We start from the raw sequence: 17,632 nt of genomic DNA on the forward strand, positions 1-17,632 counted from the left end.
GGGGGGGGGGGGGGGGGGGGGGGGGGGGGGGGGGGGGGGGGGGGGGGGGGGGGCGTTCAGCGTGACGACGCGTCCAGTGAGGCGACGACGCGGCGCAGGGTGCGCTGCAGTTCCAGGACCTCGGCGGGCTCCAGCCCCGCGGCCCTGAAGATGTGGGCGGGGACGTCGCAGGCCCGCTCCTCCATGGCCTCACCCTCGGGGGTGAGGCCCACCAGCACGGAACGCTCGTCGGCGGCGCTGCGCTCGCGGCGTACCAGCCCGGCCGCCTCCAGCCTCTTCAGCAACGGCGACAGGGTCCCCGAGTCGAGCCTGAGCGCGAGGCCGAGCTCCTTGACCGTCACCGGCCCGCGCTCCCACAACGTCATCATCACCAGGTACTGCGGGTAGGTAAGGCCCAGCTCGCCCAGCACCCCGCGGTAGACGGCGTCCAGCGCCCGCGAGGCGGCGTGGACGTCGAAGCAGACCAGGTCGTCGACGGAGAGTTTCACGCTGACGATCCTACCGGATTTGACTGCATGCAACTAAGTTGTGCACAATCAAATTGTCCACAACGGAGAAGGGGATCACGATGAGTACGCTCTACACCGCCATCGCCACCGCCAACGGCCGGGAAGGGCGGGCGGTCTCGTCCGACAGGCGCCTCGACGTGGCCCTCACCCCGCCCAAGGAGCTGGGCGGCTCGGGCGAGGGCACCAACCCCGAGCAGCTGTTCGCGGCCGGTTACGCCTCCTGCTTCGCCAGCGCGCTCCAGCTCGTCGGCCGCGGGCGGCAGGCCGACGTCTCCGAGGCCTCGGTGACCGCCGAGGTGAGCCTCGTACCGGCCGGCGAGGGCTTCGGGCTCGCCGTGACGCTCCGGGTAGAGCTCCCCGACGAGCTGCACGGCGAGGCCGGCACCGCCCTGGTGGAGGCGGCCCACCAGGTCTGCCCGTACTCGAACGCCACCCGCGGCAACATCCCTGTCGAGCTCGTCGTCGAGTAGGGCGCGCGAAGGGGAACCGCGGCGGCCGGAAAGCCGGGGCGGTCAGGGAAGGGGTCTGCGCCCCGCGAACCCCAGCTCGTCACGGTGGTACCAGACCAGGTCGCGGTCCCCTTCGAGCCAGCACAGCCGCACCCGCATCCCGTCCAGCAGGGCGGGGAAGTCCACCAGCAGCGGCGCGACACCCTTGACCTCGATGCCCCGCTCCTCGAACCAGCCGAGGATCTCCTCCAGCCTGGCCTCGTACGCCTTCGCCTCCGCCAGACCGCCGGCCTCGGACGTGCCGGTACTGCGGAGCTCGTGGGCGAGCTCGGCCAGCTCGCCCCGCATCGTCACGAACGCGTCGGCCCGCTCCAGCAGCGCGGGCATGAGCGCCCGCGCCTCCTCGACGGTGAAGGTCCTGTCCACCCTCGCACGCTAGCGCGTGTCGCCCCGGCATCCGAACCCGGGGCGGTGCGCGGGCGTGGCACACCCCCCGCACCGCCGTGCCCCCGGGACACCCGGCGGCGGGGCCCGTCCCGGGAGACCGTTCACAGGCAGCCGTAGAGCGCCTCAAGGAGCGGGGGCCAGCGGGGGTCGGGACCGGCCGGGACGGTGATCGTGCGGTTCGGCGTGTAGGCGAACCCGACACCCGCCACCGGGTCGGCGAAGGCGAGCGAGCCGCCGGCCCCGCTGTGCCCGAACGCCTCGGCGCGGGGCGCGAAGGGGCGGACCTCGTTGGGGAGCATGTATCCCAGGCCGAAGCGGGTCCGGCCGCGCAGGACCTCGTCGAAACCGTCGCTGTGCGCCGTGGTGGCGCGCGCCAGCGTCTCCGGGTCGAGGAGGTCACCGGACAGGAGCCCGCCGTACAGGGCCGCCAGGGCTCTGGCGGACGCGTGGCCGTTGGCCGCGGGGATCTGGGCGGCACGCCAGCGCCCGGTGTTCACCACTCCGGGCACGAGCTGGTCGGCCGGGTTGAGGAACGCCCTGGCGGTGACCGAGGCGGGGTCCGCCATCGCCTCGGCCAGCGGGGAGCCGGCCGCCGGGAAGCCTCCCCGCGAGGACGGGCTCCCCGGCACGGCCGGGCTCTCCGGCGGGAGTACGAACGCCGCCCGGTGCGCCTCCCGCCGGGGAAGGCCGATCCAGAGGTCGGGGACGCCCAGTTCACCGGAGACGCCGGCGACGAGGTCGCGGACCTCCTCACCGGTGACCCGGCGAAGCAGCTCGCCGGCCAGCCAGCCGAACGTGACCGCGTGGTAGCCGTGCCGCTCCCCCGGCGTCCACCAGGGCTCCTCGGCGGCCAGCGCGCTCGCCATGGCGTCGAAGTCGTAGAGGCTCCCCGGCGGCAGCGGGGAGCGGATCGCGGGCAGGCCGGCGCGGTGGGAGAGCACCTGGGCGACCGTGGCCCGCGCGGTGAACTCCGGCCAGTAGCGGGCGACGGGCGCGTCGAGATCGAGGAGCCCACGCCGCGCGCACAGCAGGGCCACGGTCGCGACGACGCCCTTGGAGGCGGAGAAGACGTTGACGACCGTGTCGCGCCCCCACGGACGGGTCCCGCCCTCGTCGGCCGTACCGCCCCAGACGTCCACGACGGTGCGGCCACCCGCGGTGACGGCCAGGGCGGCGCCCCCGCGCCCCATCCCCTGCCTGAACGCCTCGACCACCGGGGTGAACGCGGGATCGCAGAACACGGCTTCCCCCTTTTATTCAACCAAAGTTGCGCAACCAAGGTTGAGTATCGGACGGTGGTCCCCATGACGTCAAGTCCCGCCGGCCCCGGCGCGGCCGGGGACCTCACCCTGCTCTTCACCGCCCTGGCCGCCGCCTGCGACGCCGAGGTGCGCGGGCGCATGGCGGCGGCGGGTCACACCGGGGCGCGCACCGTTCACGGCTACGTCTTCCAGCACCTGCTCGGTGGTCCCGTCCGCGTGAGCGACCTGGCGGGACTGCTCGGCATGACGCCGCAGGGCGCGTCCAAGGTCGTGACGGAGATGGAGCGGATCGGCTACCTCACCCGCAGGACCGATCCGGAGGATCAGCGGGCACGCGTCGTCGAGCTGACCGGGCACGGCAGGGACGCCGTCGACGCGGGCCGCAGGGCGCGTACCGCCGTCACCGCCGAACTCCGGGCGGTCCTGGGCGAGACGGCGGCGGACGACCTGCTGTCGTCCCTCGACCGGCTGGCCGACCACACGGGCGCCATGCGCGATCTCCTCGCCCGCCGCCTCCGCCCCCGCCCCCTGTGATCCCCGGCACGGCGGCCGGGTCGCTTGACGCCGTTAAGTGATATGACTTAAATGCCTTATCGGCGATCCCCGAGGAAGAGTGACAGTGAGCGAACCCGGCACCGAGGCGCCCGAGTACCCCTTTCGCAACCCCGGCGCGCTCGAGCCGCCGCAGGAGTGGGCCGAGCTGCGGGAGAGGTGCCCGGTCGCGCCGATCCGGCTCCCCAGCGGTGACACCGCGTTGCTCCTGACGCGCTACCAGGACGTCAAGGAGATCCTGTCGGACCCGCGTTTCAGCCGCCGGCTCGACGCCGAGGACGCGGCACGGGTGACGGCCAACGAGTCCGGCGGCGTGTTCGGCAGCCGTGGCGGCGGCAGCGGTGGCACCGGCGGCGGTGACGGTGACGGTGACGGTGACGCCATGACGGGCGACACGCACCGGGCGTGGCGGCAACTGGTGGGCAGGGCCTTCACCGCCAGGCGGGTCACCGCGATGCGGCCGAGGATCCAGGCGATGGCCGAGCACCTGGTCGATCGGATGATCTCCCGGGGCCGGCCCGCCGACCTGGTGAGCGCGGTCGGCTTCCCGCTGCCGGTGTGGGCGATCTGCGACCTGCTCGGGGTGCCCGACTCCGACCGGGACAGGTTCGCGTACTGGTCCGACACCATGCTCAGCATGACCAGGTTCGGCCAGCAGGAGATCGACGCCGCCCAGGAGGAGTTCGACGCCTACCTGATGACGCACGTCGAGGCCAAGCGGGCCGAGCCGGGTGACGACCTGCTGAGCGAGCTCGCCTCGATGGTGGAGGGGCTGGACGGGCGGCTGACCGAGCAGTTGCTGACGATGACGGCCAAGGGACTGCTGGTGGCCGGGCACGAGACCACCGCCAACATGATCGGCAAGATGATGGCGATGCTGCTGGCCGACCGTTCGCGCTGGGAGGCGTTGCTGGCCGACCGCACGCTGGTCCGCCCGGCGGTGGAGGAGGCGCTGCGTTTCGACGCCAACCCCGGCTTCGGCATGCCGCGCTACCTCAGCGAGGAGGTCGAGGTGGCCGGGCGGACCCTGCCGGCGGGGACCACGGTCGTGTGCAGCATGGCCTCGGCCAACCGCGACGAGCGGCAGTTCGAGGGCGCCGGCGAGATGCGGCTGGACCGCTCGCCCAACCCGCACGTGGCCTTCGGCGCCGGCCCGCACTCCTGCCTCGGGCAGGCGCTGGCGCGTACCGAGATGCAGACCGCGCTGGAGGTGCTGCTGGAGCGGCTGCCCACGCTGGAGCTGGTCGTCCCGGCGACGGAGCTCGAGCGGCGCGAGGGGCTCGTGGTCGGCGGGCTGGAGAAGCTCCCGGTCCGGTGGTGACCACACCGGGAAGGACCGCGTCCGGCGGGACAGCTCCCGGAAGACCCCGGCCCGGCAGGACCGGACCGGGCGGAACCGAACCGCGCCACACCGAACCCGGCAGGACCGGACCAGGCGAAACCGAGCCGGGCAGGACCGGGCCGGGCAGGACCGGGCGGGCACAGGAGACGCGTGAGGCCATCCTGGACGCCGCCGAGCGGCTGTTCGCCGAGCGCGGGGTCGGCGAGGTCTCCAACCGGCAGATCGTCCAGGCCGCCGGACAGGCGAACAACTTCGCCGTCGGCTACCACTTCGGCACCAGGGCCGACCTGGTACGGGCGATCGTCCGCCGCTACACCTCCGAGACCGAGAGCCGGCGGCTGCGGATGCTGGGGGCGATCGGCGACTCCGCCGACCCGCGCGCGTGGATCTCCTGCCTGGTACGCCCCGCCACCGACCATCTCGACGCGCTGGGCGTGCCGAGCCGGCGGGCCCGCTGCCTGGCCCAGGTGATCACCGTGCCCGCCCTGCGCCGGATCGTCACCGAGGAGTCCGTGGCGGCCCCGTCGATGCGCCGCACCCTGGAGGGCATGCTGCGCCTGCTGCCCGGCCTGCCCGAGGAGGTGCACCGCGCGCGGGGCGACATGACCTACCTGCTCCTCGCGCACACCCTGGCCGAGCGCGAGCGGGCCCTGCACGAGGACGGACCGGCGGCCCACCCGAGCTGGGAGACCGTCGCCGTCGGGCTCGTCGACGCCCTGACCGGCCTGTGGCAGGCCCCCGTCACCCCCACCGCCCGACCGCGAGGAGATCACCCGTGAGAATCACCGTCGACACCGGCCTGTGCTGCGGCGCGGGGCAGTGCGTGCTGCTCGCCCCCGATGTGTTCGACCAGGGCGAGGACGACGGCATCGTCGTCCTGCTCGACCCCTCGCCCGCCGAGCCGCTGCGCGCCGCCGTCCGCGAGGCGGCCGCCGTCTGCCCGACCAGCGCGATCTCCGTGGACGAGGGGGCCTGACCGGCGCGCTCGTGGCGGGCGCCCCGGCCCGCCGGGGACGGTGCCGGGGACCCCGGGCACGCCCTCGGGGCCCCGCGCGCGCGTGCGGGGACGTCCGGGGACGCGACCGGCGAGCCGTCAGTCCGTGATCCCGTAGAACCGCGTGGCCGTGCCGCCCAGGACGGCGGCACGGTCGGCCTCGGTGAGGCCCGCGAGCAGCACGCCGGTCTCGCGCCACACCTTGGCGTAGTCCCCGGCGAGGACGGCCACCGGCCAGTCGCTGCCGAACATCAGCCGGTCGGGGCCGAACACCTCCAGGGCGTGGTCGACGTAGGGGCGCAGGTCCTCGGCCGTCCAGGTCTCGGCGTCGGCGGCGGTGTTGAGGCCCGACACCTTGGCGTACACGCCGGGGTGCTCGGCGGCGCGGGTGATGAGCGACGCCCACGGCTCCCACCCCTTCTCCCTGATCGGCGGCTTGGCCAGGTGGTCGATGACCAGGCGCAGCCCGGGGACGCGCTCGGCGAGGACCGGCACGTGCTCCAGGTGCCTGGGCAGCACCGCGACCACGTCGAACGGCAGCCCCGCCGCGGCGAGGAGGCCCAGGCCCTCGACCACGGGTTCGCGGATCAGCCAGTCGGGGTCGGGGTCGTCGTGGATGAGGTGGCGGACACCGGCGAACCCGGGGTGCCGGCGGTAGCGTTCCAGCGCCTCGGCGGCCTCGTCCGGGCGGTGCAGCGGCACCCAGCCGACCACGGCCGCGACGAAGTCGTGGGCGTCGGCCTGCGCCAGCATCGCGTCGGTGTCGGCGTAGGTGTCGGCGGCCTGGACCAGCACGGTCCGCTCCACCCCGGCGGCGGCGAGCTGCGGCAGAAGCTCCTCGGGCGTGAAGGTGCGGTGGATCGGCCCGGCCTCCGGCGTCAGCCAGGGGTAGGAACCCGTCTCCAGGTTCCAGAAGTGCTGGTGGGCGTCGACGACGGTCATCCGCCGCTCCTCTTCGATCGGTCGTTCGAGATCGTTCACGGTAGGGCGTGCCCGCGAGGGCGTCAACGCGCAGGCCACCCGCCGGCCCGGCCCGAACCGAACCGGGCCGGGCCGGGCGCGGTGGTCAGGGGCGGGCGGACGGCGGCCGGGCGTCCGGGGGCCGGGCGGGCAAGGAGCCGGGCGGGCAGGGGTCAGAGTGGCAGGGGGTGGCTCTCGCCCCTGGCCAGGTGGACGATCCGGGCGCCGTGACCGGCCCGCTCGGCCTGCTCGCGGAAGTCCGACAGCGGGGAGCTGAAGACGCCGTAGTCGTCGTAGTGCACCGGCAGCACGCGGCGTGGATTGATCGTGCTCACCCACTCGGCGCCCTGACGGCCGTCCATCGTCACCATCACCATTCCCAGCAGCTTCGTGCCGCCCAGGTGGACGATCCCGAGGTCGATGTCGGGGAAACGCCTCGGGATCGCGTCCAGTTCCCTGCCCATCAGCGTGTCGCCGCTGACGTGCAGGCGCAGGTTCACGCGCCCGGCCGGATCGGCGAACTCCAGCATGCTTCCCATGACCGGCGGCATGAGGGCGTTCATCACGCCGGGGCCGTGCCGTCCGGGCAGGGAGGTGATCCTCACCGAACCCCCCGCGCCCCGCAGTTCGTGGTCGCGCCAGGAGGCCAGCCCGACCGCCTCGCCGAAGCCCTGCCGCTTCAGCTTCCGGGCGGCGTGCGGAGTGGTGAGGATCGGCAGGCCCTTGTCCAGGCCCCTGCGGGCCACCCGGTCCCAGTGGTCGCCGTGCATGTGCGAGAGCAGGACCGCGTCCAGCGGCGGGAGGCGGTCCACGGTCAGCGCGGGCTCGGTCAACCGGCGGGTGGACAGCCCGTACCCGAGGTAGGCCCGCTGGCCGCGGTGCAGGAAGTTGGGGTCGGTGAGGACGGTGAACCCGTTGTAGCGGATGAGCGTGGTGGCGTTGCCGATGAACAACACGCTCGCCTCGTCCCGTTCGGACATGTCGCGGCTCCCGTGTGAGGTCGATGCGTCAGGTGGGGGGACCGGGTCATGCCCCGCCACACCGGACGCACACCTCACCGGACCCTTTCCCGCGGCCCGGCCGGTGCGTGACGGGTTCCGATCAGTTCGGGGTCAGCCTGCGGTAGGCGCTGCCGTGCCACTCGACCATCAGCACGGTGGCGTCGTCCTGGAGCCGGCCGTCGTGGTACCTCAGCACGTGGTGGATCAGGCGGCGCAGGGTCTCGGAGACCGGCAGGCCGTCGGAGTGGTGACGGACGATGAAGTCGACGAAGCGCTGCAGCCCGAACTCCTGACCCGTGCGGTTGCGCGCCTCGGTGATGCCGTCGGTGTAGAACAGCACCCGATCGCCGGGTTGGAGCTGCTCGCGGCAGAGCGTGACGGGAAGACCGAAGTCCAGCCCCATGGGGTGGGCGGGCGGGCACCCCAGGGTGGTGATCGCCCGGCCTCCCCGGATCACCACCGGCGGGTAGTGGCCGCGGTTGATCCAGGTCAGCATCCCGGTGGGGACGTGCAGCTCGGCCAGGACGGCGGTGACGAAACGGGTGGCCCGCCCGAACTCGGCGATCAGCACCTTCTCGATCGTCTCGCTGTTGGCGGCCAGGTCCATCCCCTGGCGCCGGTTGTTGCGGCAGGCGGCCAGGGCCAGGCTGGCGGTCAGCCCCGCCGAGACGTCGTGACCCATCGCGTCGAAGATGCCCAGGTGCACGAGGTCGCCGCCGACGGCGTAGTCGAAGGCGTCCCCGCCGACCTCGTAGGCCGGTTCCAGCGCGGCGCTGATCACCACCTCGGTGTTGGCGAAGGTCAGCGGCGGCGTCAGCTTCCACTGCATCTCCGCGGCCACGTGCATGCGCCGGGTGCGTACCAGGCGGGCGTAGGAGTCGCTGTGGGCGCGCTTGCTGGCCACGATGAGCGCCACCGCCGCCGCCAGCGCGCGCATCGTCTCCTGGCCCTCCTCGCCGATGTCGGCCGGGGCCTCGACGCGCAGCACGCCCAGACGTTCGGTGCCGTCCAGCAGCGGCATCCACCAGTGGCCCTGCCCGGCCTCGTCGTCCCCGCCGGCGCGGTGGAAGAGCACCCGCGACTCCTGGAAGCCCCGCCCGGCCAGCGTCGCGTCGATGCGCAGCTCGGCGGCGTGCCCGTCCGTCTCGCCGCCGGCGTCCTTGCCGTGGCCGGTGAGCAGCCGGAGCACCTCCTGCTGCAGGTCGGCCAGGTAGATCAGCACCTCGCCCAGGCCGGCGTGCGCGGCGTACTCGGTGACCAGCGGGGGCACCTCCTCCAGCGCGCACAGATGGCTGGCCTTGAGCAGCCCGGTCAGCATCCGGGCCGTGCCGCGCCGGACGCCCACCTCGTCGTCTCCGCCGTCCATCCCTGACCACCCCTGTGCTCTTCTGACCCCGCACACCTGGAACGAGTATGCGGCAGCGGGCGCATCGCTCCGGCACGTTCCGGGGAACCACCGGTCCCGATCGTCTCGCGGGCCGTCCCCCGCGTCCACCGGGCCGGGCCGGTGGACGCGGGGGACGCGTAGGCGCCGGGCGTGGACCGGTCCCCGAGCCGGTCGCGCCGGGCCCCGAGGCGGTCGCGCCGGGCCCCGAGGCGGATCAGCCCTCGCGCCACTCGCCCGACTTCAGGGCGCCGCCCGCCTGCGGGCCCATGAGGCCCAGGCCGCCGTCGACGAACAGCGAGGCGCCGGTGACGTACGACGAGGAGGGGCCGGCGAGGAAGGCGACGGCGGCGGCGACCTCGCGGGCGTCACCGGGCCGGTCGATCGGGTACCCGGGCCGGCTGCCGGGCTTCGGCAGCTCGTCCTCCTGGCCGGTCATCGGGGTGGCGATCTCCCCCGGGGCGACGTTGTTCACCGTGATCCCGTGCGGGGCCAGCTCCATCGCGAGCACCCGGGTCAGCATGCGCAGGCCGCCCTTGGCCGCGCAGTACGGCCCCGAGCCGACCCTCGGATGCTCCTCGTGGACGCTGGTGACGTTGACGATGCGGCCCCCGCGGCCGGCGTCGACCATGCGGCGGGCGGCCCGCTGGGCGCACGTGAACGCCCCGTCGAGGTCCACCGCGATCACCGACCGCCACTCCTCGAAGTCCATCTCCAGCAGCGGCGTGCTGCTGCCGGTCCCGGCGTTGTTCACCAGGACGCCGAGGCCGCCCAGTTCCTCGGCCAGCTCGTCCACGGCGGAGGCGGCCTCCTGCGGCCGCGTCAGGTCCTGCCGTCGCACGGCCGCCTTCCGGCCCAGGTCACGGACCAGCCTGGCGGTGTCCTCGGCCCCCTCCTGGTCGGAGTGGAAGGTGATGCCGACGTCGAAGCCCTCTTCGGCCAGCGCCACCGCGCTCGCCTTGCCGATGCCGGAGTCCGCTCCGGTGACGATCGCGACCCGGTCGTAGTCGGCCGGGGATATGGGTGCTCTGCTCATGATGACCCGCTCTTCTGGGAGTATCCGCCGTCCCGGCCGGGACGTCCCCGTACGGCGGGTCCCGGCCCGGACGATGTCCGAGAACGCGATGTCTCCCCGGCACGGAACCCCTTAAACGGTTCCGCGCCGTGACCGGACGGCCGGTTGACCGGGTGGTCCGCGCGTCCTACGGCAGGGCGGCGCCCAGGCGGCGCCACTGCTCGCGGGGGAAGGCCTCCGGGTCGTCCGTGAGCACCTGCAGGGCGACGTGGTCGGCACCGGCGGCACGGTGCTCCTCCACCCTGCGCCTGACCGCCTCCTCGTCCCCCCACGCGATCAGGGCGTCGAAGAGGCGGTCGCTGACCGACGTCAGGTCCTCGGGCGAGAATCCCAGGCGCAGCAGGCTGTTGGCGTAGTTCGGCAGGGAGAGGTAGCCCCGCAGCCAGCCGGTCCCGATCGCGCGCGCCTCGTCGGCGCCGGAGCACAGGATCACCGTCTGCTCCGGTAGCACGAGCGGGCCGTCGCCCAGCGCCTCGCGGGCGATCCGGGTGTGCTCGGGGGTGACGAGGTAGGGGTGGACCCCGCGCGTCCTCTCCCCCGCCAGCCGGAGCATCTTCGGGCCGAGCGCGGCGAGGACCCTCCTGCCGGCGGGCACGGGCGGCTCCGCCGCGTCCAGGCCGTCGAGGAACGCCTCCATGGCCGCCATCGGCCGCCGGTACCGTCCGGCCTCGGCCTGGTCGACCAGCGGGGCGTGGCTCACCCCGATCCCCATCAGGAACCGGTCACCGTGGGCGGCCGACAGCGACGCGTACGACGCCGCGGCGTCCGCCGGGGTGTGCATCCACAGGTTCAGGATGCCGGTCGCGACGACCGCCCGGCGGGTCGACGCCAGCAGGTGCTCGACGGACTCGAACAGCGCTCCCCCGACGTCCGGGATCCACAGCGCGCCGAACCCCAGCTCCTCCAGCTCGGCCGCCGCTTCGGCGGACTCGGCCGGATCCCCGTAACGCAGCTGGGTACTCCACACGCCCACACCAGAGAGATTCATCGCGACCTTCCGTTCCTCACGAATGCCGGATCGGTACCGCGTCGCGTGGCGCCCGGCGAGGTGCCGCCGGCGGCGTCCCGTCCGACCGGCAGCGTACCCGTCCGAGCAGGTCCTACGCGGGTGACAGCGCCGGGTCTCCCGAGCGGGCCCCGGGCGGCGGGGTGTCGCCGTCGTCCCCGCCGCCGTCGCCCTCGCCCTTGCCACCGTCACCGTCGCCCTTGCCGCCGTCGCCCTTGCCGCCGTCGCCCTTGCCGCCGTCGCCGTCGTCCAGGAGGGTCGCCTCGTCGAACGGCGCCCGGCCGGTCAGCACCTCCTCCGCGCGCTCCCGGTCGAACTCGCCGGTCCAGGTGCCGACCAGCACGGTGGCGACCGCGTTGCCCGCGAAGTTGGTCAGCGCGCGTGCCTCGGACATGAAGCGGTCGATGCCGACGATCAGGCCGACCCCGTCCACCAGGTCGGGGCGGTGCGACTGCAGACCCCCGGCGAGGGTGGCCAGGCCCGCGCCGGTGACCCCGGCGGCGCCCTTGGAGGCGATCATCATGAAGACCAGCAGGGAGAGCTGCTCTCCGAAGGAGAGCGGGGCGCCGGTGGCGCCGGCGATGAACAGCGTGGCCATCGTGAGGTAGATGGCGGTGCCGTCCAGGTTGAAGGAGTAGCCGGTCGGCACGGTGATGCCGACCACGGGCCTGCTGACGCCGAGGTGCTCCATCTTGGCGATCAGGCGGGGCAGCGCCGACTCCGACGAGGAGGTGGACAGGATCAGCAGGAACTCCCTGCCGAGGTAGCGCAGCAGGGAGAACAGGCCGACCCGCGCCACCAGCCACAGCAGCGGGCCGAGCACCACGAACACGAAGAGCAGGCAGGTCAGGTAGAAGGCGAGCATGATGACGCCGAGGCTCTTGAGCGCGTCCACGCCGGTGGCGCCGACGACCGCGGCCATCGCGCCGAAGGCGCCCACCGGGGCGGCCCACATGATCATGGCGAGGATGCGGAAGACGAGCCGCTGGACGTGCGCGACGCCGTTCAGGATCGGCCCGCCGCGCTCGCCCATCGCCTGCAGGGCGAACCCGGTCAGCAGCGCGACCAGGAGGGTCTGCAGCACCTCGCCGGAGGTGAGCGCCGAGACCAGCGTGGTGGGGATGATCCCCAGCAGGAACGTCACCGTGTCGCTCTCGCCGCCCTTGGCCGCCTCGGCCCCGGCCGCCTCGCGCAGTTCGTCGGTGAGCTGGAGTCCCTGGCCGGGGTCGATCAGGTTGCCGACCAGCAGGCCGACGCCCAGCGCGACGGTCGACATGCCCAGGAAGTAGCCGAGCGCGAGCCCGCCGACCCGCCCGACCTTGGCGGCCCTGGTGACGGAGCCGACGCCGAGCACGATGGTGCAGAAGATGATCGGGCTGATCATCATCTTGATCAGGGCGACGAAGGCGGTGCCGATCGGCTTGAGCGCCTGGCCCAGCTCCGGGGCGATGAACCCCACCGCCACCCCGATCACCACGGCGACGATCACGGCGATGTAGAGATAGTGCGTTCGATCCCGGGCCACGCTCATTCGTGCCTCCCGCTCTGGATGGGAATCCGGTCGAGCGATTATGAGCCGGGGCTGTGATCTGAGTCACTGTCGCGTACATCTCGTTCGTGGACTCGCGGCCCCTTCGCGGACCGGGGTGCGCCGCCGGGGACGGGCCGGGCGGACGACCGTACGACCGCCGCCGGGCGGAAGGGGGTTCCATGACCTGGGTGCCGGTCGCGAGGACGAGGAGATCACCACCGGGGCCGACCGGGTCTTCGTGGCGCGGGCGCCCGGCTCCCGCGCGGAGGGGGCGACCGGTCGGCGGGCCGGGCGGGCGCGGCGCGGTACCCGCTCGGACCTTCGCGTTCGCCGGGCCGGGCGAGGGGCCCCGCTACGCGTTCGCCGGGCCGGGCGAGGGGCCCCGCTACGCGGACACCTGGCGGAGAGCGGAATCGTCCGCCGGACGCCCCGGTACGGTGGTGCCGGACGGCCCGGGTTGCTCCGAGGATCACTTGAGGCCGGTTATCCGGGGTACGGCGCCCCCGGAACTGGTAGGAAAAAGACAGCCCGCCCTGTCCCCGCGGGCGAAGGAGCCAAGCATGACCTTTTTCGCGATCTCATCGAGCCTGCTCGGGACGGCGCTGGTCGTCCGGGTGCTCGGGGAGCTCGACTACCGGCACGCCCCCGCCTTCCGCGGAGAGATGGACAGGGCGTGGCAGGCCGGCACGCCCACCATGGTCGTGGTCGACGTCGGCGAGATCACCTTCTGTGACTCCACCGGGGTCGCCCAGCTCATCCAGGTGCTCCGGCGAAGCCGCTCCCAGGGCTTCGGCCTGGCCCTGGTCGGCCTGCACGGAGTCCTGGAGCGGATTCTCACCATCACCGGGCTGCGCTCGTCCTTCGGGGTGTTCGCCACCGTGGAGGAGGCGGTGCGCTCCGGAGGATCAGCTTCCGCTCTGGTCGATCGGAACCCGGGGGGCGTCGATGATGACGTCCGAGAAGATGTCGACCATCAGGGCGATCACGCCGCCGACCGCGACGATTCCCGCGCCGATCCAGAAGAACGTCCAGTTGGGGCCTAGGCAGAGCGCCACGCCCCCGACGGTGAACCCCAGCAGGATGACGATCACCGCGAGCCAGGACTTGGGGCTTCCCCCGTGACTACCGGCCATGAGCCTTTCCTCTCCACATGAGTCAGTGATGCGCGCCGCCGGCCGCGGCGATCACCCGGGTCAGCGACCGGTGAAGCTCCTGTAGCTCCTCCAGGTCCATACCCAGGCGTTCGACGATCGCCGGCGGGATCCTCTCCGCCTCGTCCCGCAGCCCGCGGCCCTCCGGGGTGAGCGTGACGGCCAGGACACGCTGGTCCTGGCCGTCCCGCCGCCTCCGGACGTAGCCGACGGCCTCGAGACGCTTCAGCAGCGGGGACAGCGTACCGGGGTCGAGGTGCAGTAGCTTGCTCAGCTCCTTGACGGAGAGCGGCGCCCGTTCCCAGAGGGCGAGCATGACCAGATACTGCGGGTGGGTCAGTCTCATCGGCTCCAGCAGGGGCCGGTAGAGACCGATGACGTCGCGTGAGGCGACGGCCAGGGCGAAACAGACCTGCCGCTCCAGGCTGAGGGCGTCGATCACGTCCCTCCCTCACCTCCCATCCGAACATAGTAGGATATTTAACGCACAAACTATTATCGCCCCAAGCATCGGCGAGCAAAGGATCCCCCATGTTTCACAGGAAGCCGATCGAGGAACGGATCGCCGAGCGCCAGGCCGGCCGTTCGGCTCTCAAGGAGGGCCGCCACTTCGAGCACGGCCCGGCGAAGTTCGTCTTCGTCTTCGTGATCGTCTTCGTGGTCGTCGGCCACCTGGCGGGCCTGCTGCTGCTGATGGCCCTCGGCCTGCACTGAGGCCGGCGGCCGCCCTTCCTCTCAGAGCCGAAGCCGGGGGGCCGCGCCGGTGGTGTCCGGGTGAGAGAATGATGATCCTGTTGGTCGGGGTTGGACCGCCCGCCAGATCAGGAGGTCTGTAGATGTCTGACGTCACACCGGAGCCCGAGAGCTCCGACGAGAGTTCCGACGAGGAGCTCAAGCGCAAGTTCCGCGAGGCCCTGGAGCGCAAGAAGCTCGCCCAGGCGGACGCGAGCTCCGGGGGCAAGGGGAAGAACTCCTCGAAGATCCACGGTGCTCACGGCCCGGCTGCGGCCAAGCGCTCCTTCCGCCGCAAGAGCGGCGGCTGAGCCGCCCTCAGGATCGGGGGCTCTCCCGGCAGGGAGTTTCCGGACCGGGGGTTTCCGGATCAGAGATCTTCAGGAACGGGGGCCTCACGGGGCCTTCGGGAACGGGGTTTCGCGGGCCGGGGGCGGGGTCTTCCGGCTCGTCTCGTGACCCGGGGCCCGGGACCGGGCACCCGCCCGGTCCCGGGCCCCGGCCGTCCCCCGGCAGGCTCTACCATTCTCCGGCGTGAGAGATCTCCGTCTGCTTCCCAAGGCCCACCTCCACGTCCATCTGGAGAGCACCGTCCGCCCGGAGACCGTGCGTGAGCTGGGTGGCCCGCCGGAGCCGGAGGGCCCGTTCACGAGTTTCCGCGAGTTCGCCGACCAGCGGACCAGGGTGCGCGAGCTGCTGCGCACGCCCGAGCACTTCCGCAGGATCGCGGTGGAGTTCTGCGAGGACGAGGCCGCCCAGGGCACCCGCTACGCCGAGGTGGCCTTCACGGCCGCCTCGCACGGGGAGCGGGTCGGGCGGCTGGAGATGCCGCTGGAGGCGGTGCTCGACGGGCTGGCCGAGGGCGAGGCCAGGTTCGGCGTCCGGAGCAGGGTGCTGCTCGACCACTCCAGGCGCCGGCCGGTGGAGCGGCTGCGGCGGACCTACGAGCTGGCCGTCCGCCACGACGAGGTGATCGGCCTGGGGCTCGCGGGCGATGAGAGCCACCCGCTGGCGCCGTTCACCGGGGTGTTCGACGCGGCCAGGGAGGCCGGCCTGCATCTGGTGCACCACGCCGGGGAGACGGCCGGCGCGGACAGCGTCCGCGAGGCACTGGACCTCGGGCACGCCGAGCGGATCGGGCACGGCATCCGGGTGCTCGACGACGACGCGCTGGTGGCCCGGGTGCGCGAGAGCGGCATCCCGCTGGAGGTCTGCCCCACCTCCAACGTCCTGCTCGGCCTCGTCCCCTCGCTGGCCGACCATCCGCTGCCCCGGCTGCGCGCGGCCGGGCTGAGGGTCACGGTCAACACCGACGGCGAGACGGCGCTGGCCGACGAGTACGCGCGGCTGCGCGAGGTCTTCGGGTACGGCGACGACGTCCTGGCCGAGCTGGCCCGCGCCTCGATCGAGGCGTCGTTCGCCCCCCGGGACCTCGCCTCGGCGCTTCTGGCCGAGGTCGACGCCTGGTCGGCCACGGCCCCGCCGGAGAGCACGTCACAGGGCACGTCACAGGGCGGGCCGGAGGGCACGTCGGGCGGCGCGTCCGGGAACGCGTCGAGGAACGGCGCGGGGAACGCGTCCGGGAACGGGTCCGGAAGCCGATAGGGAACCGGTGCGACAGCCGGTAGGGAACCGGCCCGAGGACCGGTCCGGGAGCGGGTCCCGGAACACGCCCGTGTAGGCTGTCGGCGTGCGTGATCTTGGTGATGACCCCCGGCCGGCCCGCGGCGCGGTCCGTGAGATCCACCGCGTCGACCGGAGCGCGACCCTGCACTACTCCCCCGACCTCGACGGCCTCGCCGATCCCGGCGAGATCGTCTGGGCCTGGGTCCCCTACGAGGAGGACCCGGCACGGGGCAAGGACCGGCCGCTGCTGGTCGTCGGCCGCCACGACCGCAGCCTGCTCGCGCTGATGCTCTCCAGCCGCGCCGGCGGCGGCCGTCCGGACGACTGGCTGGAGATCGGCCCCGGCACCTGGGACCGCGAGAGCCGTGTCTCCCACCTGCGCCTGGACCGGGTCTTCGTCCTGGAGGAGGACGACATCCGGCGCGAGGGCTCCGTCCTCGACGGCGCGCGCTTCGCCCGGGTGGCGGCCGTGCTCAAGCGCGTCCACAACTGGGCCGCCGACGGCTGAGCGCCTCCCGCGACGCGGACCGGCGGGAATCCGATGGAGAACGGCCGGGCGGGTCGGCATCCTGGTGTGCCATGGACGGCAAAAGACTCGTTCGAGTCTCCAAATACCTCTCCAAGCACCTCAGGCACGAGCCCGAGGGCATCGGCCTGACCCTCGACCCGCAGGGCTGGGTGGACGTCGAGACCCTGCTGGCCGCCGCCGCGCGGCACGGGTTCGCGATCACCCGCGACGAGCTCGCGCGGGTGGTGGAGGACAACGACAAGCGGCGCTTCACCGTCGAGGGTGACCGGATCCGCGCCAACCAGGGTCACACGGTCGACGTCGACCTCGATCTTCCCGTCGTCGAGCCGCCCGAGTTCCTGTTCCACGGGACGGTCGGCGCGCACGTGGCCGACATCCGGCGGGTGGGCCTGCTGCCGATGGCCCGGCACGCCGTGCACCTGTCCCCGGACCGGGAGACCGCGACCCGGGTGGGCGCGCGCCGGGGTCGTGCGATCGTGCTGGTCGTCCGCTCGGGAGAGATGCACCGGGCCGGTCACGAGTTCCAGGTGAGCGCCAACGGCGTCTGGCTGGTCTCCCACGTGCCGCCCGCCCACATCGCGTTCCCCGGCTGAGACCCGGCACCACGTTCCCGGCCGCGTTCCCGGCGCTTTCACCACCGGCCCCGGCACCCGCAAGGGCAGGAACATCGCGCACGACCCACGCTGTTCCGTCACCGTCGCCACGCGGGGGTTCGACCTCGTCGTGGAGGGCCGGGCGGTACGGGTGACCGGGGAGCGGCTGCACCGCATCGCCGAGGCGTACGCGGCCCAGGGCTGGCGGCCGTCCGTCCGCGGCGACGCCCTGCACGCCGAGTTCAACGCCCCGAGCGCGGGGCCGCCCCCGTGGTACGTGTACGAGGTGGTGCCGGACAAGGTGTTCGCCCTGGGCACCGAGGAACCGTACGGCGCGACCAGGTGGAGCTTCTGACGGGAAGGCTCCCGGCGGCTGCGCCGGATGGGCTCCGGACCTGACACGTATCGGTGAAATCACCTGACGTTCCGTCGGGGGGAGTGCACCGGCACAAACCTATACAGAAGGCCACAGAACCCCGTCACGTGCTC

At 73.1% G+C, this 17,632-nt stretch carries 21 protein-coding genes and 2 pseudogenes; 12 read left to right on the top strand and 11 right to left on the bottom strand.

The window, feature by feature from the left end; genetic code table 11:
- Positions 1-56 precede the first annotated feature (56 nt).
- Positions 57-488: a MarR family transcriptional regulator gene (locus tag AB0G16_RS19555; RefSeq protein WP_362806458.1), complete on the bottom strand. Its 432-nt coding sequence runs from the start codon at positions 486-488 to the stop codon at positions 57-59.
- A gap of 80 nt (positions 489-568) precedes the next feature.
- Here AB0G16_RS19555 and AB0G16_RS19560 point away from each other — a divergent pair, with 80 nt between their 5' ends.
- Positions 569-979: an organic hydroperoxide resistance protein gene (locus AB0G16_RS19560; RefSeq protein ID WP_362806460.1), complete on the top strand. Its 411-nt coding sequence runs from the start codon at positions 569-571 to the stop codon at positions 977-979.
- Between the two features lie 42 nt (positions 980-1,021).
- Here AB0G16_RS19560 and AB0G16_RS19565 read toward each other — a convergent pair whose 3' ends face one another.
- Both AB0G16_RS19565 and AB0G16_RS19570 read right to left on the bottom strand, forming a co-directional pair.
- On the bottom strand, positions 1,022-1,384 hold the full coding sequence (locus AB0G16_RS19565) for a DUF2203 domain-containing protein (RefSeq protein ID WP_362806462.1): 363 nt from the start codon (positions 1,382-1,384) through the stop codon (positions 1,022-1,024).
- 122 nt (positions 1,385-1,506) lie between these two features.
- Entirely contained in the window at positions 1,507-2,646 is a 1,140-nt protein-coding gene (locus AB0G16_RS19570) for a serine hydrolase domain-containing protein (RefSeq protein WP_362806464.1), read from the bottom strand.
- Positions 2,647-2,709: 63 nt separating this feature from the next.
- Here AB0G16_RS19570 and AB0G16_RS19575 point away from each other — a divergent pair, with 63 nt between their 5' ends.
- The 4 genes from AB0G16_RS19575 (at position 2,710) to AB0G16_RS19590 (ending at position 5,537) form a co-directional block, all read left to right on the top strand.
- Positions 2,710-3,201, top strand: coding sequence for a MarR family winged helix-turn-helix transcriptional regulator (locus AB0G16_RS19575; RefSeq protein WP_362806466.1), 492 nt, complete (start codon positions 2,710-2,712; stop codon positions 3,199-3,201).
- Between the two features lie 85 nt (positions 3,202-3,286).
- Complete coding sequence (locus AB0G16_RS19580; protein ID WP_362806468.1) at positions 3,287-4,540, top strand: cytochrome P450; 1,254 nt, start codon at positions 3,287-3,289, stop codon at positions 4,538-4,540.
- Positions 4,537-5,340 carry a TetR/AcrR family transcriptional regulator gene (locus tag AB0G16_RS19585; protein WP_362806470.1) on the top strand — a complete coding sequence of 268 codons (804 nt, stop codon included), beginning with the start codon at positions 4,537-4,539 and terminating at the stop codon, positions 5,338-5,340. Before AB0G16_RS19580 ends, AB0G16_RS19585 begins: the two co-directional genes overlap by 4 nt.
- The gene (locus AB0G16_RS19590; protein WP_362806472.1) at positions 5,337-5,537 is read left to right on the top strand and encodes a ferredoxin; all 201 of its coding nucleotides are present in this window, start codon (positions 5,337-5,339) and stop codon (positions 5,535-5,537) included. Before AB0G16_RS19585 ends, AB0G16_RS19590 begins: the two co-directional genes overlap by 4 nt.
- A gap of 117 nt (positions 5,538-5,654) precedes the next feature.
- Here AB0G16_RS19590 and AB0G16_RS19595 read toward each other — a convergent pair whose 3' ends face one another.
- The 6 genes from AB0G16_RS19595 to AB0G16_RS19620 form a co-directional block, all read right to left on the bottom strand.
- On the bottom strand, positions 5,655-6,497 hold the full coding sequence (locus AB0G16_RS19595) for an amidohydrolase family protein (protein ID WP_362806474.1): 843 nt from the start codon (positions 6,495-6,497) through the stop codon (positions 5,655-5,657).
- 191 nt (positions 6,498-6,688) lie between these two features.
- Entirely contained in the window at positions 6,689-7,495 is an 807-nt protein-coding gene (locus tag AB0G16_RS19600) for an MBL fold metallo-hydrolase (RefSeq protein WP_362806476.1), read from the bottom strand.
- Positions 7,496-7,616: 121 nt separating this feature from the next.
- A complete protein-coding gene (locus tag AB0G16_RS19605) occupies positions 7,617-8,882 on the bottom strand; it encodes a PP2C family protein-serine/threonine phosphatase (protein WP_362806478.1) in 1,266 nt (421 codons plus the stop codon).
- A 235-nt stretch (positions 8,883-9,117) separates the two neighbouring features.
- Entirely contained in the window at positions 9,118-9,936 is an 819-nt protein-coding gene (locus tag AB0G16_RS19610; RefSeq protein ID WP_362806480.1) for an SDR family oxidoreductase, read from the bottom strand.
- Positions 9,937-10,102: 166 nt separating this feature from the next.
- Positions 10,103-10,963 (bottom strand): LLM class F420-dependent oxidoreductase, encoded by an 861-nt coding sequence (locus AB0G16_RS19615; protein ID WP_362806482.1) that lies wholly within the window; start codon positions 10,961-10,963, stop codon positions 10,103-10,105.
- A gap of 112 nt (positions 10,964-11,075) precedes the next feature.
- Entirely contained in the window at positions 11,076-12,512 is a 1,437-nt protein-coding gene (locus AB0G16_RS19620; protein WP_362806484.1) for a cation:dicarboxylase symporter family transporter, read from the bottom strand.
- A 560-nt stretch (positions 12,513-13,072) separates the two neighbouring features.
- On the opposite strand from AB0G16_RS19620, the gene AB0G16_RS19625 reads away from it, so the two are divergent.
- The gene (locus tag AB0G16_RS19625; RefSeq protein ID WP_362806486.1) at positions 13,073-13,555 is read left to right on the top strand and encodes an STAS domain-containing protein; all 483 of its coding nucleotides are present in this window, start codon (positions 13,073-13,075) and stop codon (positions 13,553-13,555) included.
- Here the strand turns inward: AB0G16_RS19625 and AB0G16_RS19630 are convergent.
- Both AB0G16_RS19630 and AB0G16_RS19635 read right to left on the bottom strand, forming a co-directional pair.
- Positions 13,541-13,645, bottom strand: a pseudogene (locus AB0G16_RS19630) (HGxxPAAW family protein); the annotation flags it as partial. The gene AB0G16_RS19625 and the pseudogene AB0G16_RS19630 sit on opposite strands and share 15 nt — an antisense overlap.
- Positions 13,646-13,667: 22 nt before the next feature.
- Positions 13,668-14,105, bottom strand: a complete 438-nt coding sequence (locus AB0G16_RS19635; protein ID WP_362806488.1) for a MarR family transcriptional regulator — start codon at positions 14,103-14,105, stop codon at positions 13,668-13,670.
- A gap of 89 nt (positions 14,106-14,194) precedes the next feature.
- On the opposite strand from AB0G16_RS19635, the gene AB0G16_RS19640 reads away from it, so the two are divergent.
- The 6 genes and pseudogenes from AB0G16_RS19640 to AB0G16_RS19665 form a co-directional block, all read left to right on the top strand.
- Positions 14,195-14,377: a hypothetical protein gene (locus tag AB0G16_RS19640; RefSeq protein ID WP_362806490.1), complete on the top strand. Its 183-nt coding sequence runs from the start codon at positions 14,195-14,197 to the stop codon at positions 14,375-14,377.
- A 122-nt stretch (positions 14,378-14,499) separates the two neighbouring features.
- Positions 14,500-14,706 (top strand): DUF5302 domain-containing protein, encoded by a 207-nt coding sequence (locus AB0G16_RS19645; protein ID WP_362806492.1) that lies wholly within the window; start codon positions 14,500-14,502, stop codon positions 14,704-14,706.
- Positions 14,707-14,929: 223 nt separating this feature from the next.
- Positions 14,930-16,000, top strand: coding sequence for an adenosine deaminase (gene add, locus AB0G16_RS19650; RefSeq protein WP_362806494.1), 1,071 nt, complete (start codon positions 14,930-14,932; stop codon positions 15,998-16,000).
- 85 nt (positions 16,001-16,085) lie between these two features.
- A complete protein-coding gene (locus tag AB0G16_RS19655) occupies positions 16,086-16,529 on the top strand; it encodes a type II toxin-antitoxin system PemK/MazF family toxin (RefSeq protein WP_362806496.1) in 444 nt (147 codons plus the stop codon).
- Between the two features lie 71 nt (positions 16,530-16,600).
- Positions 16,601-17,143, top strand: coding sequence for an RNA 2'-phosphotransferase (locus tag AB0G16_RS19660; protein ID WP_362806498.1), 543 nt, complete (start codon positions 16,601-16,603; stop codon positions 17,141-17,143).
- Between the two features lie 49 nt (positions 17,144-17,192).
- Positions 17,193-17,498 (top strand): annotated as a pseudogene (locus AB0G16_RS19665) (pyridoxamine 5'-phosphate oxidase family protein); the annotation flags it as partial.
- Between the last annotated feature and the right edge of the window lie 134 nt (positions 17,499-17,632).

This window comes from Streptosporangium sp. NPDC023615, from assembly GCF_040640155.1.
Taxonomy (GTDB): Bacteria; Actinomycetota; Actinomycetes; order Streptosporangiales; family Streptosporangiaceae; genus Streptosporangium.

Coding starts and splice junctions, on each gene's coding strand:
- AB0G16_RS19560 (WP_362806460.1), top strand. CDS start 569: ATGAGTACGCTCTACACCGCCATCGCCACCGCCAACGGCCGGGAAGGG.
- AB0G16_RS19575 (WP_362806466.1), top strand. CDS start 2,710: ATGACGTCAAGTCCCGCCGGCCCCGGCGCGGCCGGGGACCTCACCCTG.
- AB0G16_RS19595 (WP_362806474.1), bottom strand. CDS start 6,497: ATGACCGTCGTCGACGCCCACCAGCACTTCTGGAACCTGGAGACGGGT.
- AB0G16_RS19600 (WP_362806476.1), bottom strand. CDS start 7,495: ATGTCCGAACGGGACGAGGCGAGCGTGTTGTTCATCGGCAACGCCACC.
- AB0G16_RS19605 (WP_362806478.1), bottom strand. CDS start 8,882: ATGGACGGCGGAGACGACGAGGTGGGCGTCCGGCGCGGCACGGCCCGG.
- AB0G16_RS19610 (WP_362806480.1), bottom strand. CDS start 9,936: ATGAGCAGAGCACCCATATCCCCGGCCGACTACGACCGGGTCGCGATC.
- AB0G16_RS19615 (WP_362806482.1), bottom strand. CDS start 10,963: ATGAATCTCTCTGGTGTGGGCGTGTGGAGTACCCAGCTGCGTTACGGG.
- AB0G16_RS19620 (WP_362806484.1), bottom strand. CDS start 12,512: ATGAGCGTGGCCCGGGATCGAACGCACTATCTCTACATCGCCGTGATC.
- AB0G16_RS19625 (WP_362806486.1), top strand. CDS start 13,073: ATGACCTTTTTCGCGATCTCATCGAGCCTGCTCGGGACGGCGCTGGTC.
- AB0G16_RS19640 (WP_362806490.1), top strand. CDS start 14,195: ATGTTTCACAGGAAGCCGATCGAGGAACGGATCGCCGAGCGCCAGGCC.
- AB0G16_RS19645 (WP_362806492.1), top strand. CDS start 14,500: ATGTCTGACGTCACACCGGAGCCCGAGAGCTCCGACGAGAGTTCCGAC.
- AB0G16_RS19660 (WP_362806498.1), top strand. CDS start 16,601: ATGGACGGCAAAAGACTCGTTCGAGTCTCCAAATACCTCTCCAAGCAC.